This is a genomic window from Luteibacter sp. (genome assembly GCF_036500425.1).
Lineage (GTDB): Bacteria > Pseudomonadota > Gammaproteobacteria > Xanthomonadales > Rhodanobacteraceae > Luteibacter.
The window spans coordinates 33,687-48,558 of sequence record NZ_DASYCB010000043.1 but is presented as its reverse complement, the minus strand read 5'-3'; the positions used below and the strand labels follow the sequence as shown (position 1 = coordinate 48,558).

14 protein-coding genes and 1 tRNA gene are annotated in these 14,872 nt (G+C 61.4%); 9 read left to right on the top strand and 6 right to left on the bottom strand.

Annotated elements, in window-relative coordinates; all coding sequences use genetic code 11:
• Positions 1–7 precede the first annotated feature (7 nt).
• A complete protein-coding gene (locus VGN46_RS10365) occupies positions 8–493 on the bottom strand; it encodes a discoidin domain-containing protein (protein WP_331643406.1) in 486 nt (161 codons plus the stop codon).
• Entirely contained in the window at positions 490–1,518 is a 1,029-nt protein-coding gene (locus VGN46_RS10360) for a sterol desaturase family protein (RefSeq protein WP_331643404.1), read from the bottom strand. The genes VGN46_RS10365 and VGN46_RS10360 overlap by 4 nt, the downstream gene beginning before the upstream one ends.
• Positions 1,519–1,643: 125 nt before the next feature.
• On the opposite strand from VGN46_RS10360, the gene VGN46_RS10355 reads away from it, so the two are divergent.
• Positions 1,644–2,552, top strand: a complete 909-nt coding sequence (locus tag VGN46_RS10355) for a hypothetical protein (RefSeq protein WP_331643402.1) — start codon at positions 1,644–1,646, stop codon at positions 2,550–2,552.
• 69 nt (positions 2,553–2,621) lie between these two features.
• Here the strand turns inward: VGN46_RS10355 and VGN46_RS10350 are convergent, their stop codons facing one another.
• Positions 2,622–3,494 (bottom strand): LysR family transcriptional regulator, encoded by an 873-nt coding sequence (locus VGN46_RS10350; protein WP_331643400.1) that lies wholly within the window; start codon positions 3,492–3,494, stop codon positions 2,622–2,624.
• Positions 3,495–3,626: 132 nt separating this feature from the next.
• Between VGN46_RS10350 and VGN46_RS10345 the strand changes: the two genes are divergently transcribed.
• Together VGN46_RS10345 and VGN46_RS10340 are read left to right on the top strand one after the other, a co-directional pair.
• The gene (locus tag VGN46_RS10345; RefSeq protein ID WP_331643398.1) at positions 3,627–4,364 is read left to right on the top strand and encodes a glucose 1-dehydrogenase; all 738 of its coding nucleotides are present in this window, start codon (positions 3,627–3,629) and stop codon (positions 4,362–4,364) included.
• A gap of 113 nt (positions 4,365–4,477) precedes the next feature.
• Positions 4,478–5,380 carry a LysR family transcriptional regulator gene (locus VGN46_RS10340; protein ID WP_331643396.1) on the top strand — a complete coding sequence of 301 codons (903 nt, stop codon included), beginning with the start codon at positions 4,478–4,480 and terminating at the stop codon, positions 5,378–5,380.
• Positions 5,381–5,409: 29 nt separating this feature from the next.
• Here VGN46_RS10340 and VGN46_RS10335 read toward each other — a convergent pair.
• From VGN46_RS10335 to VGN46_RS10325, 3 genes are all read right to left on the bottom strand, one after another.
• Positions 5,410–5,486 (bottom strand) — tRNA-Arg (locus VGN46_RS10335).
• Between the two features lie 57 nt (positions 5,487–5,543).
• Positions 5,544–6,452: a LytTR family DNA-binding domain-containing protein gene (locus tag VGN46_RS10330; protein ID WP_331643394.1), complete on the bottom strand. Its 909-nt coding sequence runs from the start codon at positions 6,450–6,452 to the stop codon at positions 5,544–5,546.
• Between the two features lie 94 nt (positions 6,453–6,546).
• Positions 6,547–8,445 (bottom strand): M61 family peptidase, encoded by a 1,899-nt coding sequence (locus VGN46_RS10325; RefSeq protein ID WP_331643392.1) that lies wholly within the window; start codon positions 8,443–8,445, stop codon positions 6,547–6,549.
• Positions 8,446–8,697: 252 nt separating this feature from the next.
• Here VGN46_RS10325 and VGN46_RS10320 point away from each other — a divergent pair, with 252 nt between their 5' ends.
• The 6 genes from VGN46_RS10320 to VGN46_RS10295 all read left to right on the top strand — a co-directional run bounded on the left by VGN46_RS10320 (position 8,698) and on the right by VGN46_RS10295 (position 14,811).
• On the top strand, positions 8,698–8,889 hold the full coding sequence (locus tag VGN46_RS10320; RefSeq protein WP_331643390.1) for a hypothetical protein: 192 nt from the start codon (positions 8,698–8,700) through the stop codon (positions 8,887–8,889).
• 22 nt (positions 8,890–8,911) lie between these two features.
• Entirely contained in the window at positions 8,912–9,109 is a 198-nt protein-coding gene (locus VGN46_RS10315) for a hypothetical protein (protein WP_331643388.1), read from the top strand.
• 149 nt (positions 9,110–9,258) lie between these two features.
• Entirely contained in the window at positions 9,259–9,900 is a 642-nt protein-coding gene (locus VGN46_RS10310) for an outer membrane protein (protein ID WP_331643386.1), read from the top strand.
• A gap of 90 nt (positions 9,901–9,990) precedes the next feature.
• Complete coding sequence (locus VGN46_RS10305; RefSeq protein WP_331643384.1) at positions 9,991–10,635, top strand: outer membrane protein; 645 nt, start codon at positions 9,991–9,993, stop codon at positions 10,633–10,635.
• A gap of 149 nt (positions 10,636–10,784) precedes the next feature.
• Entirely contained in the window at positions 10,785–11,435 is a 651-nt protein-coding gene (locus VGN46_RS10300; RefSeq protein ID WP_331643382.1) for an outer membrane protein, read from the top strand.
• Positions 11,436–11,766: 331 nt separating this feature from the next.
• On the top strand, positions 11,767–14,811 hold the full coding sequence (locus VGN46_RS10295) for a TonB-dependent receptor (RefSeq protein ID WP_331643380.1): 3,045 nt from the start codon (positions 11,767–11,769) through the stop codon (positions 14,809–14,811).
• Positions 14,812–14,872 lie beyond the last annotated feature (61 nt).

Sequence of the window (14,872 nt, the reverse complement as noted above, 5' to 3'; positions counted from 1 at the left end):
CGTGCAGCTACCAGACTTCCACTTCATAGATCCGCGTGGCGGGATCATCGGTCTGCGTTGGCTTCGTCACGTCGAGCTCCACGTAGCGGGCCTTCACGGGCGCAATGCGGTGCTCGGTGACACTCGCGGTATTCGCCGTCACCTCGACCACAGACGTCCAGTCCTTGCCGTCCGATGACACGCGCACGGTGAACGCCCGTGTGTTCATCTCTGCGGGCTCGTCGCCTGCACCGGCATGTTTGATCGTGAAGCCCGACACCTGCTCCACCTTCCCGAGGTCGATGCGAAGCCAGCTCGGGGCCTCCTTCGTGCAGAACTTATCCTGCGTCTTGCTGGCCAGCTTGCCGTTCACCGCCTTCACCGCTTCCTCGCCCGGTTTGCAGATGGGCGACCCGGTGACGGCCTTGCCCAGCGCGAGATCGACGTGCGCCGCATGGGATGCCATGGGCGTGGCGAGCAGGCTGGCAACGACGAGGCATGCGAATGCCTTCATGAACGAACTCCTTGAACGGTTTGCGACGGGGGCGGCCGATGCGGCTCCATCGCCGCCAGCTCCTGTTTGGCGACTTTCGCCGTCTTGTGCTGTCCGTCGTGGCTCCAGCCTGGCGGCATCACGAGATACATGAACTTATTGCGCAGGCCGGGTGCGTGCCATACATCCTTGCCGAGCAGGTAGAACTCACCCAGGTATGCATCGGTCACGCTGTACGGTTTCATCGGGCGAGTAATGCCGTATTCGATCGTCACGTCATCACGTTCTTCGATGTACGTGCCGAACACACGATCCCAGATCGGCAGCAGGTTGCAGAAATTGGTGTCCATGTACACCACGTTGCGCGCGTGGTGCACGCGGTGGTGCGAGGGGGTGAGGATGATGCTGTTCAGCGCGCCGAGCCTACCGTTCTTCAGCACGCCTTCGCCAACGTGGATGAAACTGCCCCAGAAGCCATCGATGATCATGATCAGCACGAGTAGCGGCGGGCTCACGCCAAGCACCATGCAGATGCTGGTGCGCACGAAGTCGGCGTACGCCGCCTCCAGGAAAATGTGCGAGTAGTTCACGCTCATGTTCATCGCCACGGGGGCGTGGTGCGTGGAATGCAGGCACCACAGGATCCGCACCTTGTGCGCGAAGAAGTGATAGACGAAATGGGAAAGCTCCCAGGCGACATAGCCGTACAGCACGCCGTACCACGTCAGGCCTGCCTGGAAGAGCGCGAAGCGCTGGAACAGGCCGATGCATAGCCCGACCACCGCAATGGTGATGAAGCTGCCGATGAACCGGTTGAGCACCATGACCAGGAGGGGCACCTGGTAGTGCTCGCGGCGGAAGGTTTTCTGGGCGACGCTACGCAGCAACTCGAAGACAAGCAGGAGGGGAAGGATCGGACCAAGCGCGGCGCCGAACCCATCCACCGTCAGCAGTGCGCCGTAGTCGCCTTTGGCGATCAGCTCAAGCAGCGGGCCGAGCCCGAAGAAATCAAGCACCTGGCCATGTAGCCATCCGATCACGTCCATCGCTGGCACCGCACCCCCCATGTGGCTGGATACCCGGTTTAACACGATCTAATAGGTGCAGCAAGACGCACCGCCGTGCATGATGCCTAGCTCTTCCGTACGATACGGAAAAAACGGGATCAGGGATGACCAGTCGGAAACGCACGGCACGGCCAGTCGGCCGCGCATCGCTCTACGCCACGCAGCACCCGCTGCTGTTCCTGGCTTTGACACCGGCCATCGTCTGCATTCTGATCGCTCTCGTCCCTGCCGCCCTCCTTGGCTTGCTCATCATCCTTCCAGGGCTTTCCGGGATAGCCGGGCTGATCGGCATAACCATGGCGTGGCTCGGCCTGGCAGCACCAGGCCTCATTGAGCGGCGCGGTGGAACGATTGTTTTTCTCCTGGCCGCCTCGATGCCGGCGATACTCTACGGCCTGTCCATCCTGTTGATCGATACCAGGGGAGTACCGAACCACGCGGTGGATCCGATGATGGCGGCAGGACCTGCATCGATGGCATTCGCGGTACTGGCCGTCTTCTTCGTCGCTGGCGTGATCGCGTGGGACTCGGAGGCGGCTACGGCGCACGCGGCCTACGCTCGGCGCTGGAAGATCCTCGGCATCCTCGTGGTGCTCCTTACGCTACCGCTGCCCGTGGGAGGCCTTCTGATGGCCGGTGGTTTCGGAAACACCATCCGGCAAGTACAAGGCGCGCAGGCCGAAGCACTATCGCAGCGGGCCATGTTGGCGGCCGATGCCTACCGATCAGCACATGGAGGCGCCTTCCCGGTCGACAATCTGAGTGCTGGACTTCCAGCGCCGGCGGAGATGCACGATACCTACGTCGCCTCGGTAACGCTCGCCAACGGAGAAATCAGGCTGGTGTACCGCGATAACGCCATGGCACGTGCCTTTGGCGCGGGGGCCGATGACGTCAGCCTCGTTTTCAGATCGGTCGCGGGCGGTGGCTCGGGCTGGTCGTGCCTGATGAACGGTTATCGCCTGGAGAACGACCTACCCCTGGGGATTCACGGGCGTTGCCGGTCGGGCTGAGGGGAAAGTTTCCTGGAGCGTTGCGCTCAACGGGGTCGAAAGCCCAATGGTGTCGCACGGGTCGATCGATCAGCCCGTGGCGAGCTCCTTCTCGATGAAGTCCGCAAATGCGCGGGCTTTGGCACTCACCTTGCGCCCGGACGGGAACACCGCCCACAAGGAAACGGGCGGCAGCTGCCATTCCGTGAGCACCTGGCGCACCTCGCCTGAGGCAAGCTCCGGCGCGAACATCCAGGTAGAGCCTACGGCCAGACCCATGCCTGCGAAAACGGCCTCGCGAACCCCTTCCGCCGCCGTAAAACGGACGCGCCCTTTTAGCGCAACCGTCTCGCTTTCGCCCGCGCCCCGAGTGAAGGTCCATGTGATACCACCGCCGCGACGGTCGTATATCACGGCTTCATGCGAAGCCAGTTCCGTTGGCGTCGTTGGCTCTCCAAACTTTGCAAGGTAGTCCGGCGCGCCCACTACCACGCGCTTGCTCTCGCCGATCTTCCTGGCGGTGAGCGCCGAATCTGCCAGATCGCCCATCCGGAATGCGACGTCGATTCCCGTCTCCACCAGATCCAGATTGCGATCATCGAGAAATGCTTCGATATCAAGCTCGGGGTGCATGGCCAGGAACGTTGAAAGACGTGGCACGACGTGAAGTCGTGAGAACGTCACCGCCGCACATATCCGCAATCGGCCGGTGAAGGCGGTACCTGATCCTCTTGCTGCCAGGTCTGCCTCTTCAGAGTACTCAAGCGCGCGCTTCGCGTGCTCGTAAAACCTCTCCCCTGCTTCGGTTGGCTTGAGCCCCTGCGTCGTGCGCAAGAGCAGCTTTACGGCGACGTGATCCTCGAGCTGGGCAATCAGCTTCGATACCGCAGGCTGGCCGACCCTTAGCTGGCGCGCAGCATCAGTGAATGATCCTGTGTCTACAACGCGTACGAACGCGTCCATGGCAGCTAATCGATTCATGTGCATTCCAAACAGGAATAAGGACTATGCGATCGCGGCGGGTTTTGGGTCAAGCGATCAGCCTCTATCTTTCCCCTCGAAGCAGAATACTTCACGCCAAAAGGGTTGAATGAAATGAGTATGAAATTGAACGGCAAGATCGCGGTCGTGACCGGTGGCAGTGCCGGCATCGGGCTCGGCATCGCCAAGGCATTCGCCAACGAGGGTGCGCAGGTATATATCACCGGCCGTCGCCAGGCTGAACTCGATGCCGCTGCCCGTGAGATCGGCAATGGCGCTATCGGCGTGCAGGCCGATGCGTCGCGCCTGGATGATATGGATCGTCTGTATGAGACTGTGGCGAACACAAGCGGTCGGATCGACGTGCTCGTACTCAACGCTGGCTTCTATGAATTCATGAAGTTCGGCGAGATCACCGAGGAACACTTCGACAAGACTTACAACACGAATGTCAAAGGCCTGCTCTTCGCGTTCCAGAAGGCATTGCCACTGCTAAAGCCGGGCGCCTCCGTCATCTTCACGGGCTCCATCGCGGGCTCCATCGGCATCCCGACCATGTCCGTCTACTCATCCACCAAGGCGGCGATTCGCAATCTCGCCCGCGGCTGGATGCTCGACACGAGCGAGCTTGGAATCCGCATCAACGTTCTGAGTCCCGGACATACAATGACACCCGGACTTGCCGGGCTCTTGCCGGAAGAAGCACACGCCGGCCTCATCAAGACCATTCCGGCTGGCCGACTGGGTACGCCAGACGACCTGGGTAAGGCGGCGGTCTTTCTTGCGTCGGACGACAGCTCCTACATCACGGGCATCGAGCTCGACGTGGATGGCGGTGTATCGCAATACTGACGTTCGTGGAGAGCACGGTGCCGCAGGCGCACGTTGCGTACGATGATCAGGCGCCACTCAAACCAGCCTTAGGGCTGGTTTATTTCATTCTATTGAGCGGATAGCCGTTTGTTATGTTGAATCCCCACTGGCTACGGTCCTTCACAGCGTTGGTGGAGCAACGCAGCTTCACGCGCGCCGCCCGGCACGTGGGTCTGACCCAGGCAGCCGTGAGCCAGCATATACGGTACCTGGAGGAACAGTTCGGCGCATTGCTGATCCGTCGCGTCCGGTCGCTCGAACTGACGCCGGCTGGTGCAGCTCTTTTGGATTATTGCAACGAGATAGACGAAGCGGATAAACGCTTGCGGTCAAAGGTGTCCGATGCCGAGGCCGATAAAGGTGTCGTCAGCTTGATTACCCCCGAAAGTGTAGGCCTTGCGCTGTATCCACTGCTACTGACCTTGCAGCAGGAGCATCGCGGGTTGATCGTCTGCCATCGGTTCGCCACCGATAGCGATGTCCTGGACGCAGTGCTGCGCAAGCAATACGAACTGGGCGTCGTGAGTTTCGAGCCGGACGACGCTCGTCTCGCATCCGAACCTCTCGCCGATGAACCGCTGGAGCTCGTGGTGCCGGCAGGTATCGACGTGCAGAACTGGAGTGATCTGGAGCGACTCGGCTTCATCGACCATCCCGACGGCGTGGCGATGGCCCCCCGCCTTCTCGCACAACGCTTTCCCGGCAATCCCGGCGTACGCACCGTGCCGCAACGAGGCTTCCATAGCGAAATTGCACTGGTTCTGGAGCCGGTCGCACGCGGCCTGGGCTTCACGGTACTTCCGCGGCATGCGCGCCAGGCGTTCGCCCGCGCCGATGCGATCAGGATCGTGGATTGCGGTACACCAGTGGTCGAAACCCTACGGCTTATTCACCGGGCCGAATGGCCTCTTACCGCACGCGCATCATGGGTGGTGAGCCAGTTACGAAAGCGGCCGCCGTTCACCCGGGGCTCGGTTGTCGTTGGCTCTGGGTGAGCAAATCGTGGCCGTTACACGGCGAAGAATGGTGCGCCCGGAGGGATTCGAACCCCCGACCAATGGCTTCGGAAGCCACTACTCTATCCGGCTGAGCTACGGGCGCGTATCTGAGCGGACCGGCATTGTAGCGGCAATAGCGCCCGCAGGCCTAGCCTCGGTATCAGGCCCTTGCCGCGGCCGGCTCTGCGCCCGCCGCCACGGCGCGCAGCGCCTCCCGGTAGCGGCGGCTGCAGGGCAATACGGTGCCATCGGCCATGTGCAGGCGAGCCTCACCCGCATCGAGCGGCTCGATGGACGTCACCTGGGCGAGCTGCACCACATAGCTGCGGTGGGCACGGACGAAGATCGCGGGATCTAGCCTGGCTTCCAGCGCCGCCAGCGTGCTGCGCAGCGGGTACTCACGACCACGGACCCGCAGGTTCACGTAGTTTCCCGATGCCTGCGCCCATTCGATATCCGATGTAGCCACCAGGAAATCACGGCCGAGCTTGCGGACCAGGAAACGCTCCGGCCGGTCGACCGGTTCCACCGGGGCAGCTTCGTCATCCGGCTCAGCAAGCAGGCTGGCCTCGCCCTTGATCTGCCGGCCAAACCAACCGACAGCGTGGCAGAGCACCACGATGTAGAAGAACGTGCGGACGTCCTTGAGGTATTCGTAGACGAATTGCAGACGCAAGCTACCCGGATCGTAGCTGTCGCCACCGAGCGAATAACCCGCGAGCCGCAGCAGGTCCATGCCCGTGATATGCAACACGCACCAGACCACGCTGCCCACGAGGTAGTACGGCAGGTAGCGTCGCCAGGTATCGGTGTGCAAAGGCCAGCGATCGCATGCGATGAGCAGGAACGGCAGGAGCAGCAACGAGGCGACCGGGCTGCTGACTTCGTTGAGGATGATGTGCCAGGTGGTATAGGGGACGTTGTAACGCTCAGCGTCGATTCGCGAGGTAAGCACGTTGCCGATGGCTGCTACGCCGAAAATAACGACCCACAAGAGGAACATCAGCCACCGACGGCGGCGCTGGGCGGTATCGAGTTGCTGGCCTGGTGCGGTGGGCGTCGTGTCCATGGCTGACAGTGTATGCCGGGATGCGGCGGAGCGCGCTCGCGCGCGATCCCCGGTGCAAAGCCAAAAAAAGGGCCCCTTGCAGGGCCCTTTTCGCTTACTTCGCCTTGTACAGCTGGGTGAGCCAATCCGGCTTACTGGTGTCCCGCTCCAGGTGCGGGTACTTCAGGCCATCGTGGTATTCGATCTTCACTGTCTTGTAGGTGTCGAAGTTCTTCACCAGCAGTTCGATCGGAGCCGAGGTGCCCTTGGCGGCGGTCACGGCATCCTTCAGCGTATCGCCGTCGAATTCCTTGCCGTTCACGGCGACCACATGCATGCCCGGCGACAGGCCTGCATTGAAGGCCGGACTGTCCCAGCGGACGTCGGAGATATCGCCCTTCGACGACACGCCAAAGCCTGCCGAGTAGGTCAGGTCGGTGAAGTGGCGGCGGGCTTCGAACGCCTTGACGGCTTCGGACGGCTTGTCGTTGTAAACCAGCTTCCAACCGCCGCGCTCGATGCCTTCGAGGTCGCCCTTGTGGCCATCGACGCGGTCGCGCAGGTACTTCGCCCAATCGTACGGCGCGATGGTATTCAGCGTCGAAGCGACTTCTTCGAAGGTGTACGGGTTGACCTTCCAGTCGCCGTCCTTCATGCCGAAGAAGGCCTTGGCGAAATCATCCAGCGAACGCTTGTTCTTGGTGAGTTCGCGCAGCTTGGTATCCACGTCCAGCCAGATCATCTGGCCGCCCGAATAGTAATCTTCGCTCATCTGGTAGTTGCGGTACGAGAGCGGGCGACGCTGGGCGATGGTCGGATCGTTGGTGGTGTCCTGGATGTTGCGCCAGGACAGGCCCGGACGGCCCTTGTCGTAGGTGGCGGCGACCATGGCGAGCAGATCGCGCGCCTGATCCTGCGAGACCAGGCCCGAACGCGCGGCGACCACGTTGCCCCAGAACTGGGTCTGGCCTTCGTACACCCACAGCAGGCTATCGCCCATCGGGACGTTGAAGCTCGCCGTGGCGAGGTCGGCACCGCGGCGATACTTGCCATCCCACGAGTGGTTGTATTCGTGTGCCAGCAGGTCACGACCCAGCCAGCTCTTGTCCCACTCGGTGAAGTAGTTGGGCGACGCGCTGTTTTCCGACGAGCGGTGATGCTCGAGGCCGATACCGCCGAGCTTTTCGGTCAGGGCCAGCAGGAAGTCGTAGTGGTTGTAGTGGCGCGCGCCATACAGCTTGTCCATCTGCTTGACGAGGTTGCGGTGGATCTCAAGCGCTTCCGGCTTGATTTCCAGCGACTTCGCGCTATCAGCGATGATGTTCAGGTGCACCGGCGAGCGGCCGTTCGGATCGAGGTCGACGCGCTTGAAGTAGCGGCCGGCGAAGATCGGCGAATCGACCAGGTCGTCGAAGTTGATGTTCTTGAAGGTGACGGTGTCGCCATCCTTGCTGGCCTGTTCCAGCGCGGTGCCGAACTGGAAGCCCGACGGCAGCTTCACCGAGGCCTCGAACTGAACCTGGTCGGCACGGTAGCCGGCCGGGTACAGAGCTACCTGGTTCCACTCGACGTTGACCATGTCCGGGGTCATGACGATGCGGCCCTGGCGGGTGTCCTGCGGGGTCAGGGTCTGGAATTCCAGATCGACCGAGGTCGCGCCCGCCGGCACGTCGACGTGGAAGGCGTAGACGTTGAACTCGTCACGGGTCCACTCGATACGCTGGCCGTTCGCCTTGACGACAAGGCCGGCGAACTGGTCGATCGGACCGGTCGGCGAATGGTGGCCCGGGATCCATTCCGGGAAAAGCAGCGTCAGCTTGCCCGGCTGGGCCGGCACGGTTTCCTTGACGCGGAAAATGCGGTGATCGAGGTCGGTGGCGTCGACGACGACCTTCACGGTGCCGTTGAACGCGCCATCCTGGATGGGGGGAACGTCATCCGCGGCGAAGGCGGCCGTGGCGCCGATACCGGCCAGGGCGGCCAGCAGGGCGGAAGCAAGAAGGGTGGATTTCAAAAGATTCTCCCGTGGAGCATGTGGGTCGCCGGGCCGTCCTGCCTGCGAGTGGGTCGGCGCGGTCCCCTGCGGTCCGCGCAAGCCACCGATGCTAAACGGCGTAGCCCGGGTCTCCCTATGCCAGAGGTCACGGGACGCCGCCCAAATACCTGTCATGGCATCGCAGGTTAAAACGACGTAAAATCCTGCTACCCACAGGGGGCGCGTCGGCGAAGGGGCCGGCGGAAACATTCATGGACTCAGGGACAACTCATGCAAAGGGTTCTGCTTTCGGTGGCCGCGGCCGCCGCACTTTCGTTTGCGTCATTGTCGGCTAGCGCCGCGACCCACGATGGCGCGTTTATTGGCGTGAATGGTGGCGGTTCCCACTATGACGTCACCCGTTCCAGCTTCGGCGATAAAACAGATACGGCCTACGGCGTGGTCGCCGGCTATCGCTCGTGAGGATGTCGAAGACCAGAGCTCGGTGTTCGCGAACGTGTACAGCAGCCAGTCGACCGATAACGCCATCTACGCGGGCCTCGGCTTCGGCTACGACTTCAACGAGCATTTCGGCATCACCGTCACCTACGATCACTATTCGCTGAGGGCGGATAACATCACCGGCGACAACCGCTCGGCGAATGTCGGTGTGTTCGGCGGTGCTTTGGAATACCGCTTCTGATAGCGGCCTGGCGGCCATGGCAGCAGGTTGTGACGCAGGTCACGATCAGCTGTCATGGCAGCCAACAGCAAAGCCTCGTAAGATACCGCAGCCCCAAAGGGCTCGCCGGCAACGGGGCCGGCAGACTTACAAGGACTCAGGGACTCACCATGCAAAAGGTTCTGCTCTCGGTGGCCACCGCCGCCGCACTCTCCCTCGCTTCATTCTCCGCCGCCGCCGTCACCCAGCAGGGTGCATTCATCAGCGTGAATGGCGGCAGCTCGCACTACAGCGTCAGCCACTCCAACTTCGACGATAACAACGATAGCGCCTATGGCGCCCTCGTGGGTTATCGCTGGGTGGTCGATCGTCCGTTCTCGATCGGTGTCGAGGCGGGCTATGTGTATCTCGGTGCCCAGAAGGCCAGCGGCCGCCAGACCGGCGATGGCTACTACCTGGACTACCACGACAAGTTCAAGGGTGAAGCCGTGCTCGTTGGCGCAAACGGCAAGTGGGACCTGCCGCATGGCTGGACCATTACCGCACGTGCTGGCTTGGCCCATTCGCGCGCCAAGTATGACTCCACTTCGACCTACGTCGGCTGCTGTGGAAGTCAGGATTTCTGGTTTCACAACCAGTCGACCGATAACGGCATCTACGGTGGACTCGGCTTTGGCTACGATTTCAACGAGAACTTCGGTATCACGGCTACCTATGATCACTATGCGCTGAAGGCCGAGGACGTCATCGGCGACAAGCGCACGGTGAATATCGGGGTGACCGGCCTGTCGGCGGAATACCGGTTCTGGTAATTCCTTGTTCGTAGCGGTGCACGTTTCAATCCAGCCCACGACAAACGTCGTGGGTTTTGAACGACTATCATGGATCGAAGGGGAACCATCGTGCAGAAGACGTTTCTAGCCGCCGCCGCGGCCGCGACTTTTTTCCTGGCCGCGCTTCCTGCCGCGGCAGCAACGCAGCAGGGTGCCTTCATCAGCGTCAATGGCGGTCGCTCGCACTACGACGTCAACCACCTGACCACGAACTTCAACGACATGGACGACAGGGCGTTCGGTGCCCTGGCTGGCTATCGCTGGGTCGTTGATCGCCCATTCGCCATCGGCGTGGAGGCTGGTTACGTCAACCTGGGCCGCTTCACGGCGGGACAGGGGCACAATTCGTACCGCTTCGAAGACAAAGTCAAGAGCGAGGCCGTGCTCATTGGTGCTAACGGCAAGTGGGATCTTCCGCACGGTTTCACGATTACCGCGCATACCGGCCTTGCTCATTCGCGCGCGAAGCTCGACGAGGAGTACGTCTCGTACACGTACGCTATTAGCGGCTATTACGAGACGACAACTCACTACCGCCAGACATCGAACGATAACGGCATCTACGCAGGCATCGGTTTCGGCTACGACTTCAACGAGAATTTCGGCATTACAGCGACGTACGACAACTATTCGCTGAAGGCAGAGGACATCACTGGTGATAAGCGCACGGCGAATGTCGGTGTGTTCGGCGGTGCGTTGGAATACCGCTTCTGATAGCGGCCTGGCGGCCATGGCAGCAGGTTGTGACGCAGGTCACGATCAGCTGTCATGGCAGCCATCTGCAACCCCCGGTAAGATAACGCAGCCCCACGGGCTCGCCGGCGACGGAGTCGGCTGACTTACAAGGACTCAGGGAACTCATCATGCAAAAGGTTCTGCTTTCGGTGGCCGCGGCCGCCGCTCTTACATTCGCTTCATTTTCCGCCGGTGCGGTCACCCAGCAGGGCGCTTTCATTGCCGTGAATGGCGGTAAATCGCACTTCGACGTAAGCCACTCATACTTCGATGACAACAACGACACCGCCTTCGGCGCCACCGCCGGCTACCGTTGGGTCGTGGATCGCCCGTTTTCGCTCGGGGTTGAAGTGGGCTACGCCAATCTAGGCAAGCAAACCGCTCAGCGCGGCAATATCCAGATCGTCGATGTACCGATCACTACGGATACGCGCTACAAGTTCAAGACCCAGGCCATCATGGTGGGTGCCAACGGCAAGTGGGATCTGCCGCATGGCTTCACGATCACGGCACGCGCCGGCATTGCCCATTCGCGCAGCACGTTTGATGTGACGTCGACGACCACTTCATCGCATGGCACCTCGTCCGAATGGGGCAGCGAAGACTCCAACGACAATGGCATCTATGGTGGCTTGGGCTTCGGCTACGATTTCAACGAGAACTTTGGCATCACGCTTACATATGATCACTTCGCCGTGAAGGCGCAGGACATCACCAACGACAAGCGCACGGTGAATATCGGCGTGACTGGTGCAAACCTGGAATATCGCTTCTGGTAATTCCCCATCGTGGTGCAAGTGGAGGAACGGCCGCATTCGCGGCCGTTTTTTTGTGCGGATTCCGCCGAGGCCCGCACTGCAGACTTTTTCGTTTGGCCGCCTAAACCCCTATACAACCTTACGGTTCTTCGCTATAACCGATAGCACGTGCTGCAACGCAGCACGCAAGGGATTCCGAAAGGAAGCATCCAACCGCCACTTGCCCGCGGCTTCGCCAGCCGGGCTGGCCGAGTGCACCCAGGGGTTTTCCATCGAAGCCATGACGGAGCCGTGCCGCGGCCCCGCGGGTACCTGTGCGCCTTAAAAAAACGTACCGAGGAGACGTTCACCCATGTCCAGTCGTACCGCTCGCCCTCGCCGCATCGCTCTCGCCGTGGCGCTTGCCCTGGCGACAACACCTGGGGCATTCGCCCAGTCCACCACTGGCGGCATCTTTGGCCAGGTGCCCACGGCCACGGGCCAGACTGTCGTGATTACCAGTGATACCGGCCTGAGCCGCGAGGTCGCCGTGGATGAGCGGGGCCGCTACAGCGCCGGCCAGCTGCCGTTGGGCACGTACACCGTCAGCCTGCGCGCTGGCGGCCAGACTGTGGACACGCGTAACAACATCGTCCTGAAGGTCGGCGCCGGCACGGAGGTCTCGTTCGTTTCGTCAGCGAAAGAGGCCCAGGATCTCTCGGGTATGACCGTCTCTGCCTCGGCACTGGCGAAGATCGACGTCTCCAGTATCGATTCACGCACGGTGGTGACGTCCGAACAGCTGGCCAAGCTACCTTTGGGTCGCAGTTCGGAGGCAATCGCCCTGCTCGCTCCGGGCGTGGTCAACAACGGTGGTAATTTCAAGGGCGCAACCGGGCATTCACTGGTCAGCTTTGGCGGCTCGGCCGCGTCGGAGAACGCCTACTACGTGAACGGCTTCGCCACCACGGATCCGCTGCAAGGCTTTGGCGGCCTGTCGTTGCCCTATGGTGCGATCGATCAGCAGGAGGTCTATACCGGCGGCTACAGCGCCCAATACGGCCGTTCCGATGGCGGCGTGATCAACGTGGTGGGTAAGCGCGGCACTAACGAGTGGCACTTCGGCGCGCAGGTGTTGTGGGAGCCATCGTTCGCGCGCGCCAACCAGCGCAACCGGTATTTTGAGAACGGCCTTCCCGCTTCGCCGCGCGCCGGGAATCTCTACGCACCCGATAGTGAGAACGGCAGTGACAGCACTACCGTTAGTGCGTACGCCGGCGGCCCGCTGATCAAGGACAAGCTGTTCGTCTTTGTCGCGGCGGAATATCAGCGCCAGGAGGGCAACACGGTCAACCCTGTCAGTGGCTACACCAGCACGAAGCCCTACGAGGATTACCGGTACAATTCGCCGCGCTGGTACGGCAAGATCGACTGGAATATCACCGACAGCCACATCCTCGAACTGACCGGTGCATCGGATAAGTACCAGACCAGCGGCACGGTCTACGATTACGACTATGCCTCGCGTAGCCGCCTCGACCGCATCGGTGCCGACGACGACACCAAGAACGGCGGCGACCTGTGGACAGCGAAGTACACCGGATACATCACCGACGACCTGACCGTCAGCGCGCAATACGGCAAGCTGCACACGACGGCTTACGATTCACCCGGTGGATACAACCCGGCGCTGACGTATGTCGATGGCATCGTGAACCAGAACCCGGGCCTCAATGGCGGGGCGCCACGTGGCAACGCGCAGACGGTGTCCAGCCTGATTCCCGCAGGCAAAGGCAACCGCACCACCAACACCCGCATCGATATCACCTACAAGCTGGGCGACCATACGATCACCGCAGGTATCGATAACCAGACCGCCACCGCACTCGACCAGGGCTCGGTGACTTCCGGCCCGGGTTACTCGTGGACATATGGGCAGGGTGATCCGAATACCCCCATCTCAACGGGCCTGGGCGTCCCGGCCACCGGCGGGTTCCCGAACGGCGCGGGTGGTTATTACGTCATCCAGAACATCAACAGCAGCCTGGCCACGGTGCGCTCCACGCAGCGAGCGCAGTACATCGAGGACAAGTGGCAGGTGAATGATCGCTGGTTACTCTCGCTCGGTATCCGCAACGACCAGTTCGAAAACTTCAACGCCGATAGCCAGGCCTTTATTACCCAGCACAAGCCGCAGTGGGCACCACGCCTGGGCGCGAGCTGGGATGTGAACGGGGATGCGACCTTCAAGGTGTACGCGAACGCGGGGCGCTATTATCTTGGCCTGCCGCTGAATCCCGCACTGAATGCGGCCGGTGGCGCGCTCACCACATCGCAGTACTTCACCTATGGGGGCATTGCAGCTGATGGCACGCCAACCGGCCTCACGGCGATCTCGGTGCCGGTCGCCGCGAACAATACCTTTGGCCAGCTGCCCGATCCGAAAACCGTAACATCCAAGGGCCTGAAGTCCGAGTACCAGGATGAATTCATCCTTGGATTTACAAAGACATTGGGTAGCGACTGGGTCTACGGAGCGAAGGCAACGCAGCGCATCCTGCGTAACGCGATCGACGACTATTGCGACATCGACCTTGTACTGGCGAAAGCGCAGTCGCTGGGATACAACGTCACGACGGATAGTAATCCCGTCAGTTGCTGGCTGTTCAACCCAGGTAAGGCGAACACGTTCAACCTGGTCGATACCGCTGGCAATTACGTAAGCGTACCGCTTTCGAACAAGGAGTTCGGCTTCCAGGGACTGAAACGCCGCTATTACGGACTGGAGACCTTCCTCGAGCATCCGTTCAACGATGGCTGGTACGGCAAGGTGAGCTACACGTTCTCGCGTAGCTACGGCAATACGGAAGGCCAGCTTCGTTCCGACCTGTTCCGCGAATCGCGCGGCACGGGCCAGACCGCGGTGTCGACCACCCAGGATTGGGACAATAGCTACATCATGGTCAACACCAATGGCGTACAGAACAACGATCACAAGCACCAGCTGAAGTTCTTCGGCTATTACCAGTTCACGCCCGAGTGGCTGGTCAGCGCCAACCTCAGCCTGATCTCCGGTGCACCGAAGCCCTGCCTCGGCTACTTCGGTGAAGACCGCACGGACCCGGCGGGTTATGGCAACAGCTACCACTTCTGCAACGGCGAACCCTCGCCCCCGGGCAGCCACGGCCGCCTGCCATGGATCCGCCAGCTGGATCTCGGCGGGACCTACCGGCCGGCTTTCGCTAGCGACCGGTTGGCCTTTAACCTCAACGTGTTCAATGTGACCAACGAGCAGAAGGTGCTGGCGATCTTCCCGAACGCGGAATCAAGCCCCAACCTGGCCAATCCGCTGTACGGCACGCCCACCGCCATGCAACAGCCGCGGTATGTTCGGTTGAGTGTTAATTACGATTACTGAGGTAATGGCGTGGCCATCGCGCGCAAGCGCGCTCCTACACGAGCCCTTGTAGGAGCGCGCT

Bases quoted from the DNA above. Each gene is read 5' to 3' on its own strand.
- VGN46_RS10355 (WP_331643402.1), top strand. From the start codon at position 1,644: ATGACCAGTCGGAAACGCACGGCACGGCCAGTCGGCCGCGCATCGCTC.
- VGN46_RS10320 (WP_331643390.1), top strand. From the start codon at position 8,698: ATGCAAAGGGTTCTGCTTTCGGTGGCCGCGGCCGCCGCACTTTCGTTT.
- VGN46_RS10340 (WP_331643396.1), top strand. From the start codon at position 4,478: ATGTTGAATCCCCACTGGCTACGGTCCTTCACAGCGTTGGTGGAGCAA.
- VGN46_RS10300 (WP_331643382.1), top strand. From the start codon at position 10,785: ATGCAAAAGGTTCTGCTTTCGGTGGCCGCGGCCGCCGCTCTTACATTC.
- VGN46_RS10330 (WP_331643394.1), bottom strand. From the start codon at position 6,452: ATGGACACGACGCCCACCGCACCAGGCCAGCAACTCGATACCGCCCAG.
- VGN46_RS10350 (WP_331643400.1), bottom strand. From the start codon at position 3,494: ATGGACGCGTTCGTACGCGTTGTAGACACAGGATCATTCACTGATGCT.
- VGN46_RS10345 (WP_331643398.1), top strand. From the start codon at position 3,627: ATGAGTATGAAATTGAACGGCAAGATCGCGGTCGTGACCGGTGGCAGT.
- VGN46_RS10360 (WP_331643404.1), bottom strand. From the start codon at position 1,518: ATGGACGTGATCGGATGGCTACATGGCCAGGTGCTTGATTTCTTCGGG.
- VGN46_RS10295 (WP_331643380.1), top strand. From the start codon at position 11,767: ATGTCCAGTCGTACCGCTCGCCCTCGCCGCATCGCTCTCGCCGTGGCG.
- VGN46_RS10310 (WP_331643386.1), top strand. From the start codon at position 9,259: ATGCAAAAGGTTCTGCTCTCGGTGGCCACCGCCGCCGCACTCTCCCTC.
- VGN46_RS10365 (WP_331643406.1), bottom strand. From the start codon at position 493: ATGAAGGCATTCGCATGCCTCGTCGTTGCCAGCCTGCTCGCCACGCCC.